General features: G+C 43.2%; 20 protein-coding genes. 18 read left to right on the top strand and 2 right to left on the bottom strand.

What is annotated here, in order from left to right; translation table 11 throughout:
* The first annotated feature begins 15 nt into the window (after window positions 1-15).
* The 3 genes from NSB28_RS03100 to NSB28_RS03090 all read left to right on the top strand — a co-directional run bounded on the left by NSB28_RS03100 (window position 16) and on the right by NSB28_RS03090 (window position 2,016).
* Window positions 16-1,026 (top strand): GGGtGRT protein, encoded by a 1,011-nt coding sequence (locus tag NSB28_RS03100; protein ID WP_109624251.1) that lies wholly within the window; start codon window positions 16-18, stop codon window positions 1,024-1,026.
* A gap of 158 nt (window positions 1,027-1,184) precedes the next feature.
* Entirely contained in the window at window positions 1,185-1,781 is a 597-nt protein-coding gene (locus NSB28_RS03095; RefSeq protein ID WP_257497424.1) for a nucleotidyltransferase family protein, read from the top strand.
* Window positions 1,771-2,016 carry a DUF6718 family protein gene (locus tag NSB28_RS03090; protein ID WP_109624252.1) on the top strand — a complete coding sequence of 82 codons (246 nt, stop codon included), beginning with the start codon at window positions 1,771-1,773 and terminating at the stop codon, window positions 2,014-2,016. The genes NSB28_RS03095 and NSB28_RS03090 overlap by 11 nt, the downstream gene beginning before the upstream one ends.
* 295 nt (window positions 2,017-2,311) lie before the next feature.
* Here NSB28_RS03090 and NSB28_RS03085 read toward each other — a convergent pair whose 3' ends face one another.
* On the bottom strand, window positions 2,312-3,067 hold the full coding sequence (locus tag NSB28_RS03085; RefSeq protein ID WP_207708122.1) for an Ltp family lipoprotein: 756 nt from the start codon (window positions 3,065-3,067) through the stop codon (window positions 2,312-2,314).
* Window positions 3,068-3,668: 601 nt separating this feature from the next.
* Between NSB28_RS03085 and NSB28_RS03080 the strand changes: the two genes are divergently transcribed.
* The 14 genes from NSB28_RS03080 (at window position 3,669) to NSB28_RS03015 (ending at window position 20,813) form a co-directional block, all read left to right on the top strand.
* Window positions 3,669-4,100: a carbohydrate ABC transporter permease gene (locus NSB28_RS03080; protein WP_109624254.1), complete on the top strand. Its 432-nt coding sequence runs from the start codon at window positions 3,669-3,671 to the stop codon at window positions 4,098-4,100.
* A gap of 211 nt (window positions 4,101-4,311) precedes the next feature.
* Window positions 4,312-4,665, top strand: a complete 354-nt coding sequence (locus NSB28_RS03075) for a hypothetical protein (RefSeq protein ID WP_109624255.1) — start codon at window positions 4,312-4,314, stop codon at window positions 4,663-4,665.
* A 4-nt stretch (window positions 4,666-4,669) separates the two neighbouring features.
* Window positions 4,670-5,056: a helix-turn-helix domain-containing protein gene (locus NSB28_RS03070; protein ID WP_109624256.1), complete on the top strand. Its 387-nt coding sequence runs from the start codon at window positions 4,670-4,672 to the stop codon at window positions 5,054-5,056.
* 144 nt (window positions 5,057-5,200) lie between these two features.
* Complete coding sequence (locus NSB28_RS03065) at window positions 5,201-5,518, top strand: hypothetical protein (protein WP_109624257.1); 318 nt, start codon at window positions 5,201-5,203, stop codon at window positions 5,516-5,518.
* Between the two features lie 57 nt (window positions 5,519-5,575).
* The gene (locus NSB28_RS03060; protein WP_109624258.1) at window positions 5,576-6,256 is read left to right on the top strand and encodes a response regulator transcription factor; all 681 of its coding nucleotides are present in this window, start codon (window positions 5,576-5,578) and stop codon (window positions 6,254-6,256) included.
* Entirely contained in the window at window positions 6,253-7,464 is a 1,212-nt protein-coding gene (locus NSB28_RS03055) for a sensor histidine kinase (RefSeq protein ID WP_109624259.1), read from the top strand. The genes NSB28_RS03060 and NSB28_RS03055 overlap by 4 nt, the downstream gene beginning before the upstream one ends.
* A gap of 391 nt (window positions 7,465-7,855) precedes the next feature.
* On the top strand, window positions 7,856-10,492 hold the full coding sequence (locus NSB28_RS03050) for an alpha-L-rhamnosidase (protein ID WP_109624260.1): 2,637 nt from the start codon (window positions 7,856-7,858) through the stop codon (window positions 10,490-10,492).
* A 337-nt stretch (window positions 10,493-10,829) separates the two neighbouring features.
* On the top strand, window positions 10,830-12,464 hold the full coding sequence (locus NSB28_RS03045; protein ID WP_109624261.1) for an ABC transporter substrate-binding protein: 1,635 nt from the start codon (window positions 10,830-10,832) through the stop codon (window positions 12,462-12,464).
* 116 nt (window positions 12,465-12,580) lie between these two features.
* Window positions 12,581-13,462 carry a carbohydrate ABC transporter permease gene (locus tag NSB28_RS03040; protein WP_109624262.1) on the top strand — a complete coding sequence of 294 codons (882 nt, stop codon included), beginning with the start codon at window positions 12,581-12,583 and terminating at the stop codon, window positions 13,460-13,462.
* A 2-nt stretch (window positions 13,463-13,464) separates the two neighbouring features.
* Window positions 13,465-14,301, top strand: coding sequence for a carbohydrate ABC transporter permease (locus tag NSB28_RS03035; protein WP_257497422.1), 837 nt, complete (start codon window positions 13,465-13,467; stop codon window positions 14,299-14,301).
* Window positions 14,298-17,312 carry a hypothetical protein gene (locus NSB28_RS03030; protein ID WP_109624264.1) on the top strand — a complete coding sequence of 1,005 codons (3,015 nt, stop codon included), beginning with the start codon at window positions 14,298-14,300 and terminating at the stop codon, window positions 17,310-17,312. The genes NSB28_RS03035 and NSB28_RS03030 overlap by 4 nt, the downstream gene beginning before the upstream one ends.
* Window positions 17,313-17,353: 41 nt before the next feature.
* Entirely contained in the window at window positions 17,354-18,325 is a 972-nt protein-coding gene (locus NSB28_RS03025) for an alpha/beta hydrolase (protein WP_109624265.1), read from the top strand.
* A 92-nt stretch (window positions 18,326-18,417) separates the two neighbouring features.
* Window positions 18,418-19,464, top strand: coding sequence for a LacI family DNA-binding transcriptional regulator (locus NSB28_RS03020; RefSeq protein ID WP_257497421.1), 1,047 nt, complete (start codon window positions 18,418-18,420; stop codon window positions 19,462-19,464).
* An 80-nt stretch (window positions 19,465-19,544) separates the two neighbouring features.
* The gene (locus NSB28_RS03015; protein WP_109624267.1) at window positions 19,545-20,813 is read left to right on the top strand and encodes an L-rhamnose isomerase; all 1,269 of its coding nucleotides are present in this window, start codon (window positions 19,545-19,547) and stop codon (window positions 20,811-20,813) included.
* Window positions 20,814-20,968: 155 nt separating this feature from the next.
* On the opposite strand, the gene NSB28_RS03010 is transcribed toward NSB28_RS03015, so the two are convergent.
* Complete coding sequence (locus tag NSB28_RS03010; protein ID WP_109624268.1) at window positions 20,969-21,415, bottom strand: MarR family winged helix-turn-helix transcriptional regulator; 447 nt, start codon at window positions 21,413-21,415, stop codon at window positions 20,969-20,971.
* 184 nt (window positions 21,416-21,599) lie between these two features.
* Here NSB28_RS03010 and NSB28_RS03005 point away from each other — a divergent pair, with 184 nt between their 5' ends.
* Complete coding sequence (locus NSB28_RS03005; protein WP_109624269.1) at window positions 21,600-23,345, top strand: FUSC family protein; 1,746 nt, start codon at window positions 21,600-21,602, stop codon at window positions 23,343-23,345.
* Window positions 23,346-23,376 lie beyond the last annotated feature (31 nt).

Raw genomic sequence — 23,376 nt, 5'->3', positions numbered from 1 at the left:
AGGAGGAAAATTAAAATGGCTTTATTCGAATCATATGAAAGAAGAGAAAAACAAATTCTGGCTGTTTTAAAAGAGTATGGAATCAATTCAATTGAAGAGACAGCAGAAATTACAAAAGCAGCAGGGCTTGATGTATATACACAGGTAGAAAAAATCCAGCCGATCTGCTTTGAAAATGCAAAATGGGCATACACAGTAGGCGCAGCGATCGCAATTAAAAAAGGCTGCAAAAGAGCAGCAGACGCAGCAGCAGCAATCGGCGAAGGACTTCAGGCATTCTGTATTCCGGGTTCTGTAGCTGACCAGCGTAAAGTAGGACTGGGACATGGAAACTTAGGCAAGATGCTTCTTGAAGAAGAGACAGAGTGCTTCTGCTTCCTGGCTGGACATGAGTCATTTGCAGCAGCAGAAGGTGCTATCGGTATTGCTGAGAAAGCTAATAAGGTACGCCAGAAACCTCTGCGCGTTATCCTGAACGGTCTTGGAAAAGATGCAGCTCAGATCATTGCACGTATCAATGGATTCACATATGTTGAGACAGAGATGGATTATTACACAGGAGAAGTAAAAGAAGTATTCCGCAAGGCTTACTCTGAAGGACTCCGTGCAAAAGTTAACTGCTATGGCGCTAACGATGTAACAGAAGGCGTTGCGATCATGTGGAAAGAGGGCGTAGACGTTTCTATCACAGGAAACTCCACAAACCCGACACGTTTCCAGCATCCGGTAGCAGGCACATACAAAAAAGAATGTGTTGATAAGAACAAGAAATATTTCTCAGTTGCATCAGGCGGCGGCACAGGCCGTACACTTCATCCGGACAACATGGCAGCAGGTCCGGCTTCCTATGGTATGACAGATACAATGGGACGTATGCACTCAGACGCACAGTTCGCAGGCTCATCCTCAGTTCCGGCTCATGTAGAGATGATGGGACTTATTGGTATGGGTAACAATCCTATGGTTGGAGCTACAGTGGCTGTGGCAGTGGCTGTTGAGGAAGCAGCGAACGCCGGGAAGTTTTAAGAAAATCGTATACTTATAGATAGCTTTATAGACCGCACTAACCTTTGATGGCTGGTGCGGTTTTTAAAACTGTGAGTTTATCCAAGAACTAGAATATCACTAAAATAGTGATATTACGAAAGCATTATGATATACTACCAGTAAAAGGTGGTGAAGGTATGGACTTATTTATTGCAAAAGAAGCTCTTGACATATTGTCTTATAAATCGACATTAGGAAAAAGTCTAAAGCAGATTTCATTGAGGGATACGCCTTTGGAATTAATATTGGAAGATATTGCAAGATATCGTGCAAGCTATATAGATGTATTAGTACAGGGAAATTTGATTGGTTCAAGATTTAAGAGTGATGATTCTATAATGCGTAAGTATGAGAAGACAATTAGAACAGGTGGTGGATTTAAACAGTGTTTTAATGATATACTTGGATTTCGGTTGCGATTTGAAAAATATCCCGAACAGTATCCAGAATATTTTAGAGTTGTTGATTTACGAAAAGGAAAGAAAGTAGATGATGGTTACCATGCAATCCACCTATATTATCAAAGAGACAATTTAGCTTATCCTATTGAGGTACAGTTATGGTGCGAAAAAGATTATTTATTCAATATATGGAGCCATCAATATGTATATAAATATAAAGAGCCGGAAATAGGAAAACGTCTTTATATGGAATATATTGAAAACTTAATAACTAACGAGCAGGAATTTGTTGAGCGTCTAAAATATTGGGAAGGTGGATCAGATGGGAGATAAAAAAATATATATCATAGCTAAAATATTTGATAAACAGGGATGTATAGCATATTTGTGTAAGACGGTAAATGAAGCGCGTTGTCTGCCCGGAACATTGGAGGCTTTGAGAGCTGATGGAGTACAAATTGTGATATTAGATGATCCGGATATCTATTCGGAGTATGCCCCATATTCTTATGTAAATGATATGAAAGAGTTTATTGATAAAGTCAGTAAGATGAATCGAGTTGCATAAACTGGATAAGAGGAATGGAAAGCGGTCAGTAGTGCAGAGCAGTACATCATTTTTATAATTACTAAACTATTGATATTTACATTTCCTTGGCGTAATATACTGTTGACAGAGAAAAGCGGTTGTGTCCACTGGACGCAAAGCGAAACCCCAAGGAGTTGCACCTTCTTGGGGCTTCTTTTTCCTTTTGAAGAGGAATAACTTAGGCAGGCTGTTGGTTGTTTATCTCCGTCCAACCATTTGCAAATATAGTAGCAAACTATACCTGCCACAACAGAGATAAGAATAGCGGTTATAATTAATAACCTACAGCAGAAACACCATATTCCGCCTGTTCATTGGTAAAACCTTCGTATACTAGCTGATCAATAAGGCCGGATCGTGAAAAAGCTGTTAAATCTAAGTAATCCTGCGCTTTTTTAGCTGCCTGTTCATTCCAGTCTGCACCGCAGTGATCGGCGGCATAAGTTGCATCTTCATTTGAAAAGCCTTCAAATTCTAACTGTTTTATTAACCCGGTGTAAGAAAATGCGGTAAGGTTTAAATAATCCTTTGCTTTACTAAGTGCATTTTTTTGTGACATTGTCATCTGACTATCAGTTGCTGAACGCTGGTTTTCGGATATCTCTGATTTTTCGGTTTCAGTATTACTTCCATCTCCCATATCAATTAATTTACCATTGTCATCAAACCATGCGTGGAAAGTCATCTGGTAGTCATCGCATTTTAATAAAATGGATACAACCAGGTAATCTTCATAGTACTGGGAAAGCATTACATAATCATAATCAAACCAACTTTCAGTAGCAGCCTGGCCTAAAACTTCTGCTAATTTTTCTGTATCTTCATTGGTACCAGCGGTAACATATAGTATAGATCCGTCTGAATTGACTGTTTCAGCTAACTGGGTATCTTTAAACTCTGCCTGGACGATTTCACTAATGCTTTCTAAGGTTGAAAGTTCTGCATTTGCCAAAGCTTTAGTTCCATTTCCATAAGCATTGGCAGATAATATGCACATTGCAGATAAAATGACTAGAAATTTCCTTTTCATAAATAATTCCCTCTTTTCTTATGTATTCATTCTTTTTCTGTATCTTTTATCTGATTGCGGCTCTCTCCAGACTGCAAAACTATATTTGCTGCCTCGTCTTTTTTGTGACATATTCATCATGCTCCTTTCATGACGGATAGAGCCTTTGATAAGCTAAAAAAATTATATCACATTTAAGGCCCGTCTGCATTTATATTACATTTTGCCATCAATTATTTTTCAAAGTGCTAATACGAAATGCCATGGTGGGAAAGCTGATCCAGAAACAGGATCGGGTATTTATCTGATCAGGTACAGGATAAAATTGGAAAATTATAAATTAGAAATATGTGTTAGATTATTCATGGGGACTGCTGGATATTTCATGTCAATATAAAGATCAAAATGATATGTTTAAATATCTAAAAAAAACGGGAGGTATATCATGAAAATGAAAAGAGCAGGAGCATTGATCCTCACAGGGCTGGTAACAGCTGGGCCTGACAGTAGAAGTAGAACGGCGTGTGGATGGAAGTGACGGAGATAATATTGTGAAGACACGGTTGGCATCGGGGGATATGACGGACTTGTGTATGTATAACTCAGGCTCACTTTTTAAAGCATTGAATCCGGAACAGCATTACCTGATATTGCCCTGTACAGTGTTATCTTTACTGATGTATGGAAAGGTGTCAGCATAGTGACAGCCATATACATTGCGGGACTCCAGGCGATTGATCGGAATTACTATGAGGCGGCATCAATAGACGGCGCCGGAGGATGGCAGAGACTTGTACATATTACACTGCCGCTTATACGCCCGTCCATGAATTCAGTAATTTTACTCTCCTTAATTGGAGGGTTGAGGAATTTTGTGATGATATGGGCTATGACAGGCGGCGGCCCAGGATTTGCCACGGATGTGCTGTCTTCAGCCGTATATAAACAGTATGCAGCAGGTTTTTATGGGTTGTCTACAGCGGGAAATGTAATTATGTTCATTTTAGTTGCAGCGTTTGGCTATCCGCGTACCATTTTTGTTTATGCTCACTAACTCTCTGAAAGAGCGAAGAGAAGCTAACTTGTTGAGTATGAGTCTTCCGGATGTTTTTCGCTGGGAAAATTATAAAGAAATTTTTAGATTGATAATGGCATTATTCTAACAGCTTTTAAGAATGGCTTTGTGATAACTATAGGAGCTGTCATTATTTTGATTATTACCTGCTCTATGTCTGGATATGTCCTCAGAGGAGAAAAGGTAAAGGATGAGTGTTGTCAGTTCCCTGATCCTGGCAGGGCTTATGGTATCGGCAGCAATACTTCCTTATCTTGTACCGGAGGAACTGTTATGCGGAAGAAACTTTGAGAGGTACATTATAGGTGTTTACAAGAAAGAATGTTCCGATGGACATTACACTACTCGTGGTTATGGTAAATGCAGTTTTTACACTGCTCAGCTTCAGAGCAGAGTCAGAGAACTGTATAAAGTGTTGGATACATTTAGTACTGTGGGTGAAAATCAGATTTTAAACTTGGATAAATGCAATGGGGAGGCAGAACTTGGGCAGAAGGTGATGAACTTAGTGATCTCAGATCTTGAGCACTTTCTTTTGGAATAGCGTTATGATAAATTTAAAAGTGAACTCAGATATCTTTTCAGAAAATGGAAGAGTGAAAAAAGCCTCAGCTATGGGTGGATTAAGCAAACTTTTCAGAAAATATAAAAAGGAATCTTTCAACAGATATCTGACATTCATCAGAGTAAAAAGAGCTGTGGAGCTGATGGAACTGAATCCGGAAGTATTTGTAAAAGATATTACTGCTAAAGTAGGATTTAACGATCAATTTCATTTCAGCAGGATTTTCCGTTCCTATACAGGAATATGTCCCACAGATTATATGGAACAGATTGAAGATAAAAACTATTATAGTTACGGAGATGAAAATAAATGCCACGTTTCTGGATCAGACAGACTTAATCCAAAGATTGACGGACATATTGAATCATAGTACAATTACTCAGAGATGTGAACATGCTTTTAACAGACAAGGGTACTTCAATAATTTTTGCTAACCGAATCTAAACCATCCATGTGGTATGATATGTTTACAGATTAAAATTCTGCAAAAATAAATCATATGGAGGTAAACAACATGAAAGTAAACAACATGAAAGTAAACATGAAGAAGGCTATTGGCGCTGGTGCGCTGGCATTGACATTGGCGGCAGGTGGTGGAACGATGGCGTTTGCCGCTAATAACCAAAAGGCGGAGATCCCAACCGAAGATGTAGTTGCGGAGGATGGAAATGCCGTATCTTATAGGACCGTATTTGACTATGAGAATGATTCCAGAGTAGTAAAGGAAGACAGCGTTGATGAAGCTGTCATTGCTGACAGCGGAGAGAAGTGGATACCAGAAGGCAACGATATTATAAGAGAGGAAATAAGCTATAACATGAATAGCAAATAACTTACCAATGGGCCGGGGTACATAAGTACCCCAGCCTTACTGCATATGGAGGCAAAGATGAAACTACTGCTGGTAGAAGATGAGGAAGACCTCGCTGTAATGCTCGCACGAGGGCTGCGTGGAAGAGGTTACACGGTTGAACATGCATATGATGGAGAAGAAGCCTGTTATCTCTACGGGATTGGTGGATATGATCTTGTAATACTGGACTTAAACCTGCCAAAACTGGACGGAATCGAAGTGCTCCGCCGCATACGTGCGTGCGATCCTGCCGCGAGGGTGCTGATTCTATCCGCACGCAGCCGCATTGATGAGCGTGTACTTGGCCTGGACGCAGGTGCCAACGATTATTTAGTGAAACCCTTTGACTTTCTGGAACTGGATGCCCGTGTGCGTACTTTACTTCGTGCGGATTTTGTTCAGCGTGCTCCTATAGTGAAATGTGGCAGACTGTCGTTTGATCCTGCCGCGCGTACACTGACCTGCGATGCCGCGCCGGTACTTCTGACGAGGATGGAGATGGCAGTATTTGAATATCTGATAAATAGACAGGGCATTGTTGTGAGTTCGGAAGAGTTGTTTGAACATATTTGGGATAGTGAGGCTGATCCATTTTCAAATACAGTAAAACTCCATATACATGCAATCAAAAAGAAGCTGCGCGCTGCTGGTGCGGAGCGTGAATATATCGTCAATCTGCGAGGGCAGGGATATATGGTAACGGAGGATCCTTTATGAAAACACGTGTGACTTTGCGTATGCGTATTACCTTACTGACTGGTGCGGTCATTGCTGTAGTGGCTGTACTGCTTACATTATCCTCCATGCTTAATGCCCGCCAGGGACTATATGATTTTAGTGGCGTTGCACGTCAGATCATCGCAGAAGATCAGGCGTCTCAAGGAAATGCTGTGGGTGAGGATAAAGAAACAACATCATCCCAGCACGCACCGGGGACTATTCCAGATACACAAAAGAAGATACTTACTCCCAACCGGGATACCTTGATCACGCAAGCGGAAAGTGACGTGAGACAACAGTTCAACTTGCTCAGTATTGGCTGTTTATTGAGTGCAGTTATATTCGGCATGGTGATGGCGTATCTGTTGGCAGGACGTGCGCTCATACCCGTACACCGGCTCAGCCGGGCGGCAAGCGAAGTCAGTGCCAGTAATATGAACTTCCGTCTGGAATCGACAGATGTGCCTGATGATATTGGAAGCCTGATTAATGCATTTAATTCCATGCTTGACCGGCTCGAAAATGCTTTTGAGAGTCAAAAACGATTTTCTTCAAATGTGGCGCATGAACTGAAAACACCTCTTGCAACAATGAAAATGAGTCTTCAGGTAGCCCAGCTTGAAAATAATGATCCGGAAAATGTTCCATTTTTTGCGGCCACAGAACGCAGCGTAGACAGGCTTGCGGGGGTAGTTACCAGCTTGCTTGCTCTGACCGATGATTCCCCTGTTGAGCTTTGTGATAAAGTTGTTCCTTCTTTATTGCTGTTAAAGGCTGCGGATGATCTTCAGACACTCTATGCCGAAAAAAAACTGCATATAGAAAGCGCTTTTAAAGCCGGGGAGATTACAGTGATGGGAAATATCCGTCTTGTGCAGCAGCTTATAAACAATTTGGTGGAGAATGCAATGAAGTACACTCCACCCAGCGGTACAATATGCCTTACAACGGAACTCTCTGAGGACACTTTTCGCATCATGGTTGCGGACAATGGTCCCGGCATACCGGAAGATGAGCTGAAACATATATTTGAGCCATTCTACAGTATCGATCCCTCCCGGTCCCGTAAACTTGGCGGTGCAGGTCTCGGCCTCTCCATAGCGCGTATGGTGTCTCAAAAACATGGCTGGATTCTGGAGGCTGAAAATACCGGCACCTGCGGGACACTTTTTTCGATTGTAATACCTGCTCAGCAAATATTGTAGAAAGACTGGCGCTGCTTTCCTGCACATCTTGCAAAGTGTACTGCATCCTTCAGCGCACAGATCGTTCATTTTACATGATTTACGATACATGGTACAGAAGTATATCCTGCATCCGCTTTAATTTTCAGTAAGTCTTTTCTCAATAACAATGTGCTGTTCTAATGTTAAATATTTCTGATTGCCTTTATTACTCATAGATATCTCCAATCTGCACAGACAGGCAATCAGCTGCATATACATTATATGGAAAGATACTTAAAGAGTTAAAATAGGTAATTATGCACAAAAATCTTTTCGCTTTTTTTGTGTTTTCTGCTCTTGACGACAAATAGAATATAGCGTAGGATAAAATCATGAAAAGCATTTCATTGATAAGAGAAGGAGGAATGCTATGGAGCAAAATGGATTGGGGAGTCTGTCAGGGCAAGCTGAGTGTATACTGTGCGGATATGGTAAAGGGTATCCGGATGCTCTTACAGGTACGCTGGAATTTTCATGGGAAGTCCGGGGATTGTATGGTAAGCAGGATGCATATCGTCTTAAGGTGTGGAAACAGGGGGAAAATGAACTGGTTTGGGACAGTGGCTGGAATTGGAGCAGTACTCAGACAGGAGTCAGCTATGAGGGAAAGCCCTTTGTAAGTAATTGTGATTATGAGGCGGAAGTATCTGTTAAGATATCAGGAGATCTGCAGAGCAGCGGACGTGTCAGGTTTTCTACAGGATTTCTGAAACGCGCCGAATGGAAAGCTGTGTGGCTGAAGCAGCATGAAGCAGCTGGTACCTCAGCGCCCATGTTCAGGAGGGAATTTATAGCTGAGAACATTCCTAAGAGGGCCAGGCTGTTTATCAGCGGGCTGGGATACTACGAGGCTTATTTGAACGGAAAAAGGGTAGGGGACCATATATTGGATCCTGCATGGACAGATTTTGATAAAAGGATTAGCTATGTGGCTTATGATGTGAAGGAGATGCTCCTGGAGGGTAAAAATGTGATAGGAATCCTTCTGGGACATGGCTGGTACGGTGGTCTCAAAAAAGTGCTTGATCCCTGCTTTACAATGCGGCTGATCATGGAATTTGAAAATGGAAGCATTTCAGAAGTGAGCAGCGGCAGTACCAGGGGATGGTTATGTACAAGCAGCGGACCAATAAGAGAAGAATCTATCTATGACGGGGAGCTTTACGATGCAAGGGACGAGATGGCAGGCTGGAGCACACGTGAATATCACATCCCGCATAATGGAAGCTGGCTGACGCCGCTTGTCGCTGAACCACCTGAGGGGCTCCTGGAGCCGCAGGATCTGGAACCCATACGAGCTGTCAAAATCTTAGATCCGGCTTTAGTTACGCATATGGAAGATGGGACAGACGTGGTGGATTTTGGATGCAATATTGCCGGTGTGGTACGGATTAATATCCGGGAACCAGAAGGTACAAAGATTGTAATCACACATGCAGAGATCCTGGATAGGAGAGGCAGGCCTAACAGAAAGAATCTCAGGAAAGCAAAGGCGTGTGATACCTACATTTCCCCTGGAAACCCGGCAGTTTATCAGCCAAGGTTTACTTATCATGGATTTAGGTATGTACAGGTGGAGGGACTGTCGGAAGCACTGCGGCCAGAAGATATAAAGGCTGTGGTACTCAGATCAGATGTGGCAGTCAGGAGCCGATTTGAATGTTCAGACTCTCTTGTAAACAGGATTCAGGAGATGTGTTTTCAGACAGAGAGCAATAATCTGCATGGTGTTCCAACAGACTGTCCTCAGAGAGATGAGAGGCAGGGATGGCTCAATGACTTGACAGTCAGGGCGGAGGAAGCTGTATATAATTTTGAAATGGCCCGTTTTTTTGGAAAGTATGCCCAGGATATAGCAGATACCCAAGGCAAGAGTTCCGGAGCCATAAAGGATACAGCCCCTTACCTCATGTGCGGCAAAGCGCCGGCGGATCCAGTGTGCAGCAGTTACTTAAATCTTCCCTGGCTGATTTATGAACATTACGGAATAAAGAGCATACTGCAGCGCTTCTATCCGGGGCTGGCCCGCTGGACAAAATATCTTCAGGATTCGGCGGAGAACGGAATCGTTCGCTGGGGGTATTACGGAGACTGGGCTTCACCTATTACAGAAAGTGATAAAAGCAGCTATGGGGCTGGGGCAGTTTCTAAGAATACACCGATAGCCCTGATGTCTACAGGTTTTCTATATTATAATCAGAAACTGCTTGAGAAAATAGCCCTGATAACCGGCAAAGCTTCAGAATCAGAAAAATGGGGGCGTGCGGCCCAACGGACGAAGTTAGCTTTAAACAGAGAATTTTATAATAAGGAAAAGGGATATTACGCAACAGGAAGCCAGGGAGCAAATGTTTTTATGCTTTATCTGGGGGTGGTTTTGGAGGAAGAAAGAGAGAGAGTCCTGAAAAATCTGGAAAAAGATATAAAGGCCCACAGAGTGCATCTGACAACAGGCAATATCTGTACTAAATATTTGCCGGAGGTGCTGGCGGATAATGGAAGAATAGATTTGGCCTATGCTCTGGTGACGCAGACAACATATCCCAGCTGGGGGTACATGCTTTCTAAGGGTGCTACGACTGCATGGGAGCGCTGGGAATATGTAGATCATGGGTGGCAGCTGGAGATGGCATCTCATGACCATCCAATGTACGCTACGATAAGTGCCTGGTTTTATAAATATTTGCTGGGTATCCAGCCGCTGGAAGCAGGATTTGGCACTTTTCAGGTCAGGCCATATTTCCCGATAGGCTTGAAATGGGCCCGGGGAAATGTACATACGGTTAGAGGAATGATTGAGGTGTCATGGGAGAAAAAAGACATATGCCGGGATGGACAGAAGCAGCTTATTCAGGTAGAAATCAAGGTTCCGTTTAACTCGAAGTGCAGTTTTTCACTGTCAGAAGCAGAAGGAGAAATCATGGCGGATGGAGAGATTGGCTCAAGAGTTATGGAGCTGGATTCCGGAGTGCATAATATATCCATATTTTTACCACAGAATAGGTAAAGCCTGTACAGGCTTTATTTGAAATATTAAAACTGGAGTTTGACCGGCAGGTAAGTATGCTGGATTGCTTACCTGGGTAAACTCCATGGAGGAGAAGATGGTAACAAGAATCCTTTATTGAGAATGATCACGTAACTGCCATGCAGGAAGCGGTAGAGTAACCTCTATAGTCAGGGTCACCGCAGAATAGCGTATCTGGATGCGCTGGAGGCTATAAAAGAGAGGGGGGCTGCAGGGATTAGGAAGCAGAAAAGAATTTAATATTTTTTTACCGTATCATGAAATGCTTTTCATTGGAACGTTTGATTATAAAATGATTTAGTAAAGGAGAATAGGTATGAGAAAAAACAGATTATTAACTGGAATATTGGCGGGAACAATGGTATTAACAACACTGACAGGATTTAGTGGCGCAGGAAAGCAGGAGACATATACAGAAGCTGCTAAGAAGGTCAATGATATAGGAAAGGTAAAAGCTTCATCTGGCAGCCCGGCATGGGATACTTCCAGGGAAGATACGGTTACGGTGTCTGTCATCAATAACTTTTACACTGCCGGGGAGAAAAAGCTGGCAGAGGATTATATGGCGCTTCATCCTGAGACAAAGGTTGTAATTGACGTCATTTCTGACAATGATGCATATACCACTAAAATGATGACATCTATGAGTGATGACAGGGCCAATGCTCCTGATATAGTGCATGGGAATTTTCTGGCAATGGCTGTATCGAACGATAATATGGGGATCGCAGCAGAAAAAGGATATATTTATGATTTAACAGAAATGCTTGACGAGGAGAATCCGTATAATGAGGGCAAGCTTGTGAGGGATGTATTTACAGAGGATGATTTGGCACTTGTACTGAGCAGTTCAGGCGGAAAATATAATACATTTCTTCCATTTGATAAGATTGGGTTCGCATTTTTTTACAATAAAGGGATATTCGAAGATAATGGTCTGACAGTACCTGAAACATTCGAAGAGCTTACAGACGTATGCGAGAAACTGCAGGAAGCAGGGTATGATGTACCGCTGTCTGCAGGTGGGGAAAGCTATCGTCTGCTGGACTCCTTCGCGGACTGCATATACCGGGCTGATGTCTATCCGCAGGTATTGATCCAGCCCGGGGATGCACTTTGGGATGAGGCCACTATGTCGGCAAATAAAGACTTCAAGTTTGATGAGGGCAATCTGTATTGTGACCAGCTGACTGTGTTTAGTGATGAACGTGAGATGGCTTTTGCAAGGGAAAATGGATATAACACAGAAAAAAATAAAGCTATGTGGACAGAGTTCCAGAAAATTGCACGCTTTTTCCCGGACAACTGGATCTCAGCCGACAGTACGCAGGCAATTACTGATTTTGAATCCCAGATGGCACCAATACTTTTCCAGGCCAGCTATAATGCCGGAAATATCCTTGCGGACACAAATGCTCTTCCGGATGATATGAAATTTGAATGGGCTACTTTCCAGATCGACTCCTTTGAAAACACACCAGATTATTTTACTGGAAAAATACGTGGATACTGGAATTTTGGCAATATCATGAGCATTGTTAAAAAAGATGATACAGACCATATGGAACGTGTTAAAGACTTTTATAAATTTTGGTATTCACCAAATGGGGCACAGACATGTTTTGAAGAGACTTTAAATAATGGTAACTATATCCAGGGGCCATGTGTAATTGAAGGCGTCGTCTTAAGTGACAATCTGCAGCAGGTTCTTGCAGGCTTTGAGCCGGTAGCTCCATCTAAAGACGGAAACTGGGTAACTGGTTTTTCACGCGTGACGCAGGCAGACCTGCCGGCTTTTAACGGTCTGATCAACAAACTTTCTGAAGAAAAAATTGATATGGACAGCTTTATGGATGAAATGTCCGGATTATATGATAATTATGTGAATGATGCCATAAGCAGGAATGGATACGACCTGGATCCTGCCACAGCAGATACACCTAAAGAATGATGCATTACGGACAAACAGGATTTGCCTGTTTAAGGCGGCAAATAATCTGCCGGGGAAAAACCCCGGCAGGACAGTTTGTCTGGCGTCGCCGAAGTGTTACAAGGAGGTGAATAATAATGAAGAAGTCTCTGGGGTCAAAAATGTTACCCTATCTGTTTATCCTGCCCACATTGGTGCTGATGGTTATTTTTTCTTATTATGCTATCATAAATGCCATTTATACATCGTTTACAGATTCAGTTTATGGTACCACATCAGCATTTGTGGGGCTCGAAAACTATGCCAGGGCATTTCAGGATAAGATTTTTCTGACTTCATTTATCAATCAATTGCTGCTGACTGCAGCAGCAGTTTTTAACAGCGTATTTTTTCCGCTGCTGGCTTCTGAACTTCTGTTTTTTGTGAAACATTCAAAGCTGGCTAATATTATTAAAACATTATTTGTTGTTCCTATGATGGTTCCTACAATTATTACAATTTTTATCTGGAAATATCTTTATAATCCTAATTTCGGAATCAACACTATCCTGCGCAGGATGGGACTGAAAAGTCTGGCCCATAACTGGCTGAATGATGAGACTACAGCATTGCTGTGTATTATATTGATTGGCTTCCCCTTTATTTCCTGCATGTATTTTTTGATTATGCACAATGGACTCAATATGATCAGCGGAGAACTGTATGAGGCAGCGCTGGTGGATGGGGCCACACCCATGCAGGTGGTACGTTTTATACACGTCCCTAATCTGAAACCTTATATTAATACAATTGTCACTTTGTCGCTGATAAACAGCCTGTCGGGGTTCGGCCTTGTGGCCGCAACAACGAATGGGAGCCCGGGATACTCTACTATGATTCCGGCACTGTATATGTACAAGATTGCCTTTGGGGACGGAAAGTTTGGTTATGCTTCAGCATGCGGCTGTGTGTTGTTTATCGTTATTATTATTCTGACACTGGCATCCAGAAAGTTTTTTGGAAATAAGGAGGGCGCATGAAAATGAAAAAAAGGAGAATGAGCGGACCGGGGGTTTTCCTAAGCAGAGGATTGCTGGCAGTTCTGCTTGTGCTGTGTTTCCTTCCAATTATGATTATGTTAAATATGTCTGTAAAACAGCACGTGATGATTGCAAATGATTTCTGGGGGCTGCCGCGTTCCTTTTACTGGACAAATTATATGAAGGCATGGAAATTTATACTCCGGCCTATCATGAACTCCATCCTGGTGTGCGGTATATCACTTGTATTGATCCTCATTGTAGTCTCTCTTTCCGGGTTTGCGTTTGGCAAAATGGATTTTAAGGGACGCCGTGTGCTGTATATGCTTGTTCTTGCTGTTATGATGATCCCCTATACACTTCAGATCATCCCCACCTACAATATTGTTTCCGGGATGCATCTGCTGAATACATACTGGGCTCTGATTATCCCGTATGTGTCAGGCCAGCAGATATTCGGTATCATACTTGCTGAATCATTTTACAGAGAACTTCCAGTGGACATGTTTGAAGCGGCCAGGATAGATGGTGCAGGAGAGGGGTATTCATTTCTGCACATCGCCCTTCCTCTGTCCAAGCCAATCCTGGCAACTGTAGGAATCACATCTGTAGTCGCTATGTATAATGACTACATATGGCCCACTGTGGCTATGACGGGAGGGGACGAAATAAAGACATTCTGTCAGATTGTCTTTAACAATGCCGCGGGAAAAGGGTCCAATGATATGGGGCTTTTGGCGGCAGCATTTGTGATTGGGACAGTACCGCTGCTTATCGCGGTGTCCAGCTGCATGAAATACTATGTACAGGGAATGATCGTGGGGGCCGTTAAGGGATGAGAGCTGATTATAGTAAGTTTTTGGAGCCGTCAGGCAAATACAGGGGAAAGCCTTTCTGGGCATGGAACGGAAAACTGGAAAAGGAAGAGCTGTTAAGACAGATAGACGTGTTTAAGAAAATGGGATTCGGCGGCTATTTTATGCATTCCAGGACAGGTCTTGCGACAGAATATCTGGGGACAGAGTGGTTCGAACTTATAAATGCCTGTGCAGATTACGGTGAGAGACAGGAAATGGAATCCTGGCTGTATGATGAAGACAGATGGCCCTCAGGCACTGCCGGAGGAATGGCATCCGAACCGGAGAAATACAGGGCACATTTTCTCGTGATGGAATGCTTTAACCAGGATGAATACGCTGCCAGAGATATGCGTCCTGATGAAATGGCATTTGCGTGTGTGCTGGAGAATGGGGAACTTGTAAGGTATTACAAACTTCAAAAAGGAAGAGAAGCAGGAGCAGGAGAAACAGTGGCTGTCTTTTACGAAGAGCCGGCAAAAGAGCAGGATATTTATAATGGCGCCACATATCTGGATACGATGAATCCTGAGGCGGTACAATATTTTATCAGTATTACACATGAAGCTTATCATGACAAATGTAATAAAAGGCTGGGTTCATCTATAAAAGGTATTTTTACAGATGAACCTCACAGAAACCCCATGTTTACTGAATTTAATAATGGCAGAGAAAATGCAGTTCCGTATACTCCGGGTCTGTTTGAAAAATTTGAACAGCGTTTCGGATATCAGCTGCAGAGACAATTACCTGATTTGTTTTTTAGAAAAAAGGACCAGCCATTATTAAAAGTTAAGTGGGACTATATAGAGCTCTGCCAGGAACTGTTTTTAGAAAGCTATGCAGTACCAATGCAGAAATGGTGTAATGAACATCATATTATTTTTACCGGACATGTGCTTCATGAGGATACCCTCACAGCACAGACAGTTATGCAGGGATCTCTGATGAGATTCTATGAATATATGGACATACCTGGGGTTGATGTACTGTTTCGGGATAATGAAAACTGGTGGATAATAAAGCAGGCCGCTTCGGCGGCCAGACAGATGGGAAAGGACCAGCTGCTGTCAGAACTTTACGGGTGTACCGGATGGCAGATGAGTTTTCAGGATTATAAAAACTGCGGGGACTGGCAGGCCTTGTTTGGCGTTAATTTCAGATGCCAGCATCTTTCATGGTACACCATGAAAGGGGAAGGAAAGAGAGACTATCCGGCAAGTATCTTCTTCCAGTCAGCCTGGTACCGTGAGTATAAATACGTAGAAGATTATTTTTCCAGAATCAATTGTTTTCTGGAAGGAGCGCAGCCGGAATGCAGGCTTCTGGTGTTAAACCCTGTAGAGAGTGTATGGGCAAGGGCGTATGGAGGGGCATTTGACTGCATAGATCCCAGAGATACAGAGATAAAACTTTTGGAAAAACGGTATCGGGATACATTTCAGTATTTGACTGAAGCGCGCATCGATTTCGAGTATGGAGATGAAGGTATATTGGAGCACGCCGGAAAAATACAAAATGGAAAAATTCTTGTCGGCTGCTGTTTATATGACAGAGTATTAGTCACAGGCATGGATACTATGCGGAGTTCTACATTGCACCTGCTGCGGCAATTGTCGGAGGAGGGAGGAGAAGTTATTTTTGCAGGAAAGGTGCCCTCCTATGTAAATGCTGAGAGCTCCGATGAAGTTTTAGAACTGGCCGGTACTGCAAAGAGGATTCCATTTACGAGAAACAGTATTGCAGGAGCCTGCGCGGACGGCACAGAGATCACAGCAGGCGGGGAGGCACAAAGAGACATTTTGGCGCGCAGTTACCGGGACGGAAATGACAGGAAAGTAATGCTGCTGAACAAAAACTGGGAGGCTGAGTACAGGGATGTTCCCATCTGCCTGGGAGCGGGAAAGAGTGCTTCGTGTTGGAACGCAAGAAACGGACAGGTGTATCCGCTTAATTGTAAGGAGAAAGAGGGAAAGCTTTATGTAAATATCAGCTTTGCAAAGGGAGAAGAAAAACTTTTCCTGATCTCAGACGAAAAGGACGGAGAAAGGAGACAGCCCCAAAAAGAAGAGGGGTGCACATATTTACTTCCGGACTGCTTTCAATATGAGCTTTCTGAGAAAAATATTTGTGTGCTGGACATGGCAAAAGTATCAATTAAAGGGACAGAGTTTGGCCCTATGGATGTTCTCAGGGCGGACCGCGCTATCCGGGATCATCTCGGACTGTGTTACCGGGGAGGGGAGATGAGGCAGCCATGGTATGAGGACAAGACTGAAAAATGCCGGAGGATTCCTGTTGAAACTGTGGATATATGTTATACAGTAAGAATGGAAATATTGTGTGAGGCTGAACTGGCAGTGGAGGATATCAGCCATATTCGCAGAATAGAAATAAATGGAAAAGCAATAAGCCTGTGTCCTTCAGGAATTTGGATCGATCCATGCTTTGCCCGTCTTAAGATTCCCAAGGAATATCTGATAGTGGGCGGCAACAGCATAGTTCTGACCATGGACTACGACAGACACAGCGGCATAGAGTCTGTCTGGCTGCTTGGAGATTTTGGGGTAAGGCTGGAAGAGGGCAGCCTTCCTGTTATCATTGGCCTGCCGGATAAAGTCAGTACCGGAGATATCAGTAATCAGGGATTTCCATTTTATTCAGGAAAAATAACTTACAGATTTACTGAAGTGCAGGGTATCTCACAGGTAAGGATGGCAGATTTTAGGGGCGCATGCGCAATTCTTCGTGGGAAACAGGAGGTGATACTGGGATTTGAGCCCTTCGAGGGCTGTGTGGAAGACCTTTGGGGGATCCAGATCGTATTTGGAAGAAGAAATACTTTTGGGCCGCTGCATCAGTTTCCACGGGAACAGCCATATGTGGAACCTGCCAGTTTCCTGACAGAAGGCAATAACTGGTCCGGGAAATATGTGCTGTATGAACAGGGGATGCTGGAAAAACCTGAGGTGAAAGTTATAAAGCCCCATTGATAAACAGCCGGGATTTATTAAAATCAAAGGAGGAACGAAAGGTGGTAATAGAGACATTCCGTATTTGGGAGAAGGAAGAATACAGTTATGAAAAGTCTTTTGGATTTATTCCTAAAATAACAGGGTATTTTCATGAAGATAATCAGGAACGTCCGTGCATGATAGTTGTTCCAGGCGGAGGATACAGGGCAGTTGTACCATCAGAGGGAGAACTTGCTGCGCTGAAATTTTACGAGTCAGGATATCAGGCTTTTGTGCTGACGTATACGACTGATTATTTTATGGAGTCTCCATTGATGAAACAGCCTCTTTTTGATATTTCGAGGGCAGTACGGTATATTAGACTGCATTCCGACAGATTCCATGTACTGACGGGGCAGATAGTGGTATGTGGATTTTCAGCAGGTGGGCATTTATGTGCCAGCCTCTGTGTTCACCATGGTGATATAGAAGATCTGTCTGGCAAGTACAGCGGGATTTCAAACCGTCCTGATGCAGCGGTACTCTGCTACCCGGTAATTTCAGCTGGAAAATATAAGGATGAAGAATCCTTCACAGCTTTGCTTGGGAAGGGTGCCTCACAGGAAGAATATCAATATATGTCGCTTGAAAAACATGTAAACAGTGATACTCCGCCATGCTTTATATGGACTACGGCGGCAGATGACAGAGTGGCGCCGGAGAACAGTGAACTATACGCAGAAGCATGCAGAAGAAACCATATCCGCTGCGCGCTGCACATATTTTCAGGTGGAAAACACGGACTTTCTCTGGCGGATCAGGTATGGGCAAAAGGGCAGTGCCAGCCCGGATATGTACTGGAACAGCTGGAAAATTATTATATACAGGCGGTAAGAGAAGGCAGAGAAGTACCGCAGGAGGTACTAAATGTATTGGGAAAGGACGGTGCGGATATATGTGATGAAAGGAAGGTAAGTAAGGAGGCGGAGATATGGCCGCTGGCTGCTGCTTCTTTTCTGGAACAGATATTTATGGGGGAAGATAAAGAGTAAAGAAAGAGCCTGCCCTATTACCATAGTTTATCTTTTAAGGTTGGAAAAACTATGGTATACTTACAGAAACATGTAGTAAAGAGGGTGGGAAATTGAACATAACGCAAAAGAAGGGTTCGGTCCATAAGCCGACGATGAATGAGGTGGCAAAAAAGTCAGGAGTGGCTCTGTCCACAGTATCTCACGTAATTAATGGGACTGCGCCTATTTCAGATGAGACAAAGGCCAGGGTCCAAAAGGTCATTGAGGAACTCAACTATACGCCGAATGCCCTTGCCAGGGGACTTAGACACAGCAGAACAAATACTATTGGGATTATTGTTCCTGATCTTACAAATGAATTTTATGCCAAGTATGCAGCCTGCCTGATTAAGCTCGCCGGGGAAGATGAGGTTTCTGCATCCCTGATAGATTTCGGGTACAAGAAAGAGCGGGAAGAGCGGGGAGTGGATACTCTGATAAGAAGCCGTGTTGACGGTGTAATATTTTTGGGCGGCAGCCAGGATGAAAATTTAATAGAGAGACTGGACAAGGCAAATATCATTACGGTCTTTGCTGACCGTTATTATAAGGATTATCCTTCAGTTTCCTTTGATAATTATGAGACAATGTATCATCTTATCAGGTGTTTGTGGGAAAATGGATACACAAAAATAGGGTATATTTCTGAGGCCATGACTATGGTGAATCTCATAGACCGCTACCGGGGAATCATGGATGCTTTAAACAATTATAACATGGAGCTTCAGAAGGACTGGACGCTGGAAGACAGCTGGCTGAGGATGGAAAAGCTCCATACTGCAAAAGATATGGTAAACAGGCTCATAGGCAGGATATCCAGGGACAGTATGCCGGAAGTACTTATTGCATCAAGCGATATGATTGCTATAGGAATATTGGATGCGCTTCTGCAGCATGGATATAAGGTACCTGAGGATATCGGTGTGGTGGGATACGATGATATGACGATGGCAGCGTATTATAATCCTTCTGTGACTACTGTGCATCAGGATTATGCCGCCGCTGCCAGGGAGACATATAGACTGCTGTGTGATAAACTTGCCGGCAGGGAAGAGAATGAACACGTTGTGATCCACAACGAACTGATAATACGTAAATCACTTGTTCTCAAGAAATAAAATGGTTTAAGATTTCAGATTTATTGTTACCCTGTTGTGAAAAGCATTTCATTACAAAACTATAGACGGGAGGTTTTACTATGGGGAATATTAACGAAAAAGTAGTAAGAAATAATTATAATAACGCGAAAGAGATCTATGCATCTTATGGAGTGGATACAGATGCGGTAATAGAGGAATTTAAGAGTATACCTATATCTGTCCACAACTGGCAGGGGGATGATGTTAAAGGATTCGAAGGACTGGAAGGCGTGCACAGTGAGAATGTTGTGACAGGCGGATTTCCGGGAGCGGCCAGAAATGGGGATGAGATGCGTCTGGACATGGAAACAGCCATGAAATATTCTCCGTGCCGCCATAAGCTCAATTTGCACAGCATGTATGCGGAGCCAGGACAGAAGAAAGAACGCAATGAATATGACACAGAGGATTATCAAAACTGGATAGACTGGGCCAGAGAGAAAAAAATAGGCATGGACTTTAACTGCTCTTATTTTACGCATCCCATGATGAAGGATATGTGTTCTCTGGCTTCGCCGGATGAAGGGATACGCCGGTACTGGATACAGGCGGGCAGAATGTCCAGAAAAATAGCAAATGACATAGGTGCAAGCCTGGGAGAAGTCTGCCGGAATAATACATGGGTCCCGGATGGGACAAAGGACATGCCGGCTGACAGAAGCGCCTACAGGATGCGTCTGAAAGATTCTCTGGATCAGATATTTGAAGCAGAATATGACGCCGACAATATGTGTGATTGTCTTGAAGGCAAGGTGTTTAGTATCGGGACAGAATGTTTTACCGTAGGGTCACATGATTTTTATCTGGCATATGCAGTCCAGAACCACCTGGGTATTACTATGGATACAGGACATTATCATCCACAGGAAAATGTGGCAGACAAGATATCCGCCATTATGCCATTTGTAGATAATATTATGCTCCATCTGTCCAGAGGAGTCAGATGGGACAGCGACCACTGCCTGATCCAGGGCGATGAGCTTTCTTATATTATGCAGGAGATAAAAAGGCAGGGGTTGTTCCACAAGAATGTGGGGATTGGCCTGGATTATTTTGATGCTACGATTAACAGGGTTACTTCCTGGATTATTGGCCTTAGGGCAGCGGGAAAAGCGCTTTTGGGAGCGCTGGTGGAGCCGACAGGAATGCTGCTCAAAGCCGAAGAGGAGGGAGAGCTGACGAGAAGGCTGGCTCTGACAGAGGAGTTTAAAAATCTGCCTGTTAACAGCGTGTGGGATTATTTGTGTCTGAGAGAATCGGCCGGTGTAGGTATTGATTGGATGGATGATATGCAGATATATGAAAAAGAGGTACAGATGAAAAGATGAGCCAAAACAGGCTGCATGATGTAAAAAATAAACATGGAAAGATTTTTAAGTTATTTCCATAAAATAAGAAGTTCCCATGGAATACAGTACTTTTCATACTTGATATTTCATGAGAGCTTCTTTCTATTGCTGTTTATTTTAGAACGCAAATCTTTCTATTTCAGCTTCGGAAGTATCTCGATCAGCACTTGTACTGCATTGTTCAGCCTCTGCAGCTCTTCTTCTGTGAGCAGTTCCTCCAGCATATGTATAAAAACCTTGTTTTTCAGATAATACTCATCCAGATATGCAGATGCCTTCGGCGTAAGCCGGATCCAGACAGACCTTCTGTCCTGGTCGTTACTCACACGTTCTACGAACTGATATTCACTCAGCTTGTCGGTCAGTTTAGTCACCTGCTGTTTTGGCACTTTCAGTTCCTGGGCCAGCTTTGTCATGGTAATAGCCCCGCACCTCTTCACTGTCTCCAGGCAATAGTAGGTCTCCAGGCTCATCTCCCGGTTTAGCGTATCTTTAAACGGCTTGATTAGCTTGGAGTGCCAGTCAGGCATTACAAGCAGTAAATTTTGTACAAATTGTTCTGATATCTTTTCAGTCTTCATCCTTCTTCCCCCGTTGACAAATGTATTGAAAGGTGTTATTCTAATAAATTAGTAAATAAAATATGACTATCATGTTTAAGTTACAGTCTTGAAGCTATTATATAACAGATATATTTTTAGTCAAGTGGATCTGTTAAATTGAACCATATTATTAAAAGGATCAAAAAAGGAGATGCAGATATCTATGCAAAAAAGCAAGTGGAACGTACTGGACGTGATAAAAAATAACTTCCGTTTCAGCACACTGAGTTTTATTTTTATTATTTTTTATGTGAATATTTTTCAGACCATCTTTGGCCCTGAAAACTCCATTGTGGGCGTCATCTTTACCATCATGATGTCAGCATCCATGGTACGGGACCTGACTGCTACGCCCTTTCGCCACCTTATCGTTCAGACACTTGTACTTGTGTGGATGGCACTTGCCGCATTTTGGGTGAGTACATTACCTGCTCCCCTGTCCTTTGTCATTAATTTTATCACATTATTACTGATTTTGTATGCCTATACATATGAATATTCCAATCATATATATTTTCCTTATATTTTATCCTACTTATTCCTGGTATTTATTTCACCTGTAAATGCCCAGCAGCTCCCCAAAAGAATGATCGGCATGGCAGCAGGCGCTGTGTCCATTATGCTGTATCAGTGGATTATGGGAAGAAAACGAGTTGAAGAGACGGCCAGGGATGTGCTGACAGAAATGCTGGATGATATTTGTCTTCTCATTTCATACCGGCTTGGAAAGACTGAAGAAAAACCGGATCTGACAGATATACGCCGCAAACTCTGCCGCCTGGGGAGAACAGTATATGAACGGAGAAAAAAGGTGCTGTGTATCTCTGACGCCAGTTTCTCCATGGTAGCCGCAGGACGGGGACTGGAACATTTGCTGATCCTTGTCCATGAACTGCCAGAACAACTGTCTGACTGTGATACTGCCATTCTTCTGTATACTCTGGACCGGCTTGCATCTTTCTGTGCTTTTCTCCAGGGTGAGACAAAAGAGCTTCTGCCTCTCCGCTTATCTGATCTTTCTGACGAAAAGGATGGAAAGACAGCTCATCTGTTTTACAATAATCTGCTGTATACACAGGACAGACTCCTGCACATGTCTGACCCTCAGAACAAAACACATTACAGGAAAACCGCTCTTTCCCTGAAGGTACGCCTTCAGGCAGCTCTTGATCTGAGTCCTGTCAGAGCTGTCTATGCCTTACGAACGGCATTGCTCCTGTCCTGTGCCACCCTGTTAGTACAATGTCTTGGTCTTCCTCACGGCAAATGGCTGCTGTTTACCCTGGCTTCTGTCTCCCTGCCCTACGCAGACGATGTACCTGTCAAGATGAAAAAACGTATTCTCGCAACTATATCCGGCGGTATATTATCTGTAGTGATCTATTCGCTGGTTCCGTCTCCGGCAGGACGTACCGCTGCCATGATGCTTTCCGGATATTTGTCTTTTTATTTTACAGATTACAGGGAAACCTTTACCTGTTCAACCATAGGTGCACTTGGGGGCGCCGTCTTTATGGGCAGTTTCGGTATTAAGGCTGTGGGTGGTATGTTCTTGGTAAGGCTTGGCTATATTTTAGCGGGCGCCGCTGCAGGATATATAGCAAACTGCATTCTTTTTCCTTACAACCGCGCCAAAGCAACGAGACAGCTCTGGAAAAAATACAAATCTGTCACAGAGCTTCTTGATAAAATTTGTCTTTCTGGTTCCATGGATTCCCAGTTGTATTACCATCTGGTAATCCAGGCATACCTGCTGGAAGAAAAACTGTCCCAAAATGCAGATCTGGAACAATGGGAAGAATTTCCCCGGCTTTTGACCATATATCAGGAAAAGATACGAAAAGCCCACAGGAAGCTGATCGCAGGACGTGCCAACGCCCCTGTATTTGAAGGCGGACACTTGAGTTAGAGCTGCCTTTTTACGCTGTTTCCAGGCTCTG

Origin of the sequence: Murimonas intestini (assembly GCF_024622195.1) — a bacterium.
Classification (GTDB): domain Bacteria; phylum Bacillota; class Clostridia; order Lachnospirales; family Lachnospiraceae; genus Murimonas; species Murimonas intestini.
Note: the sequence above shows the minus strand (reverse complement) of the source record. Positions and strands in the feature narration are given on the sequence as shown.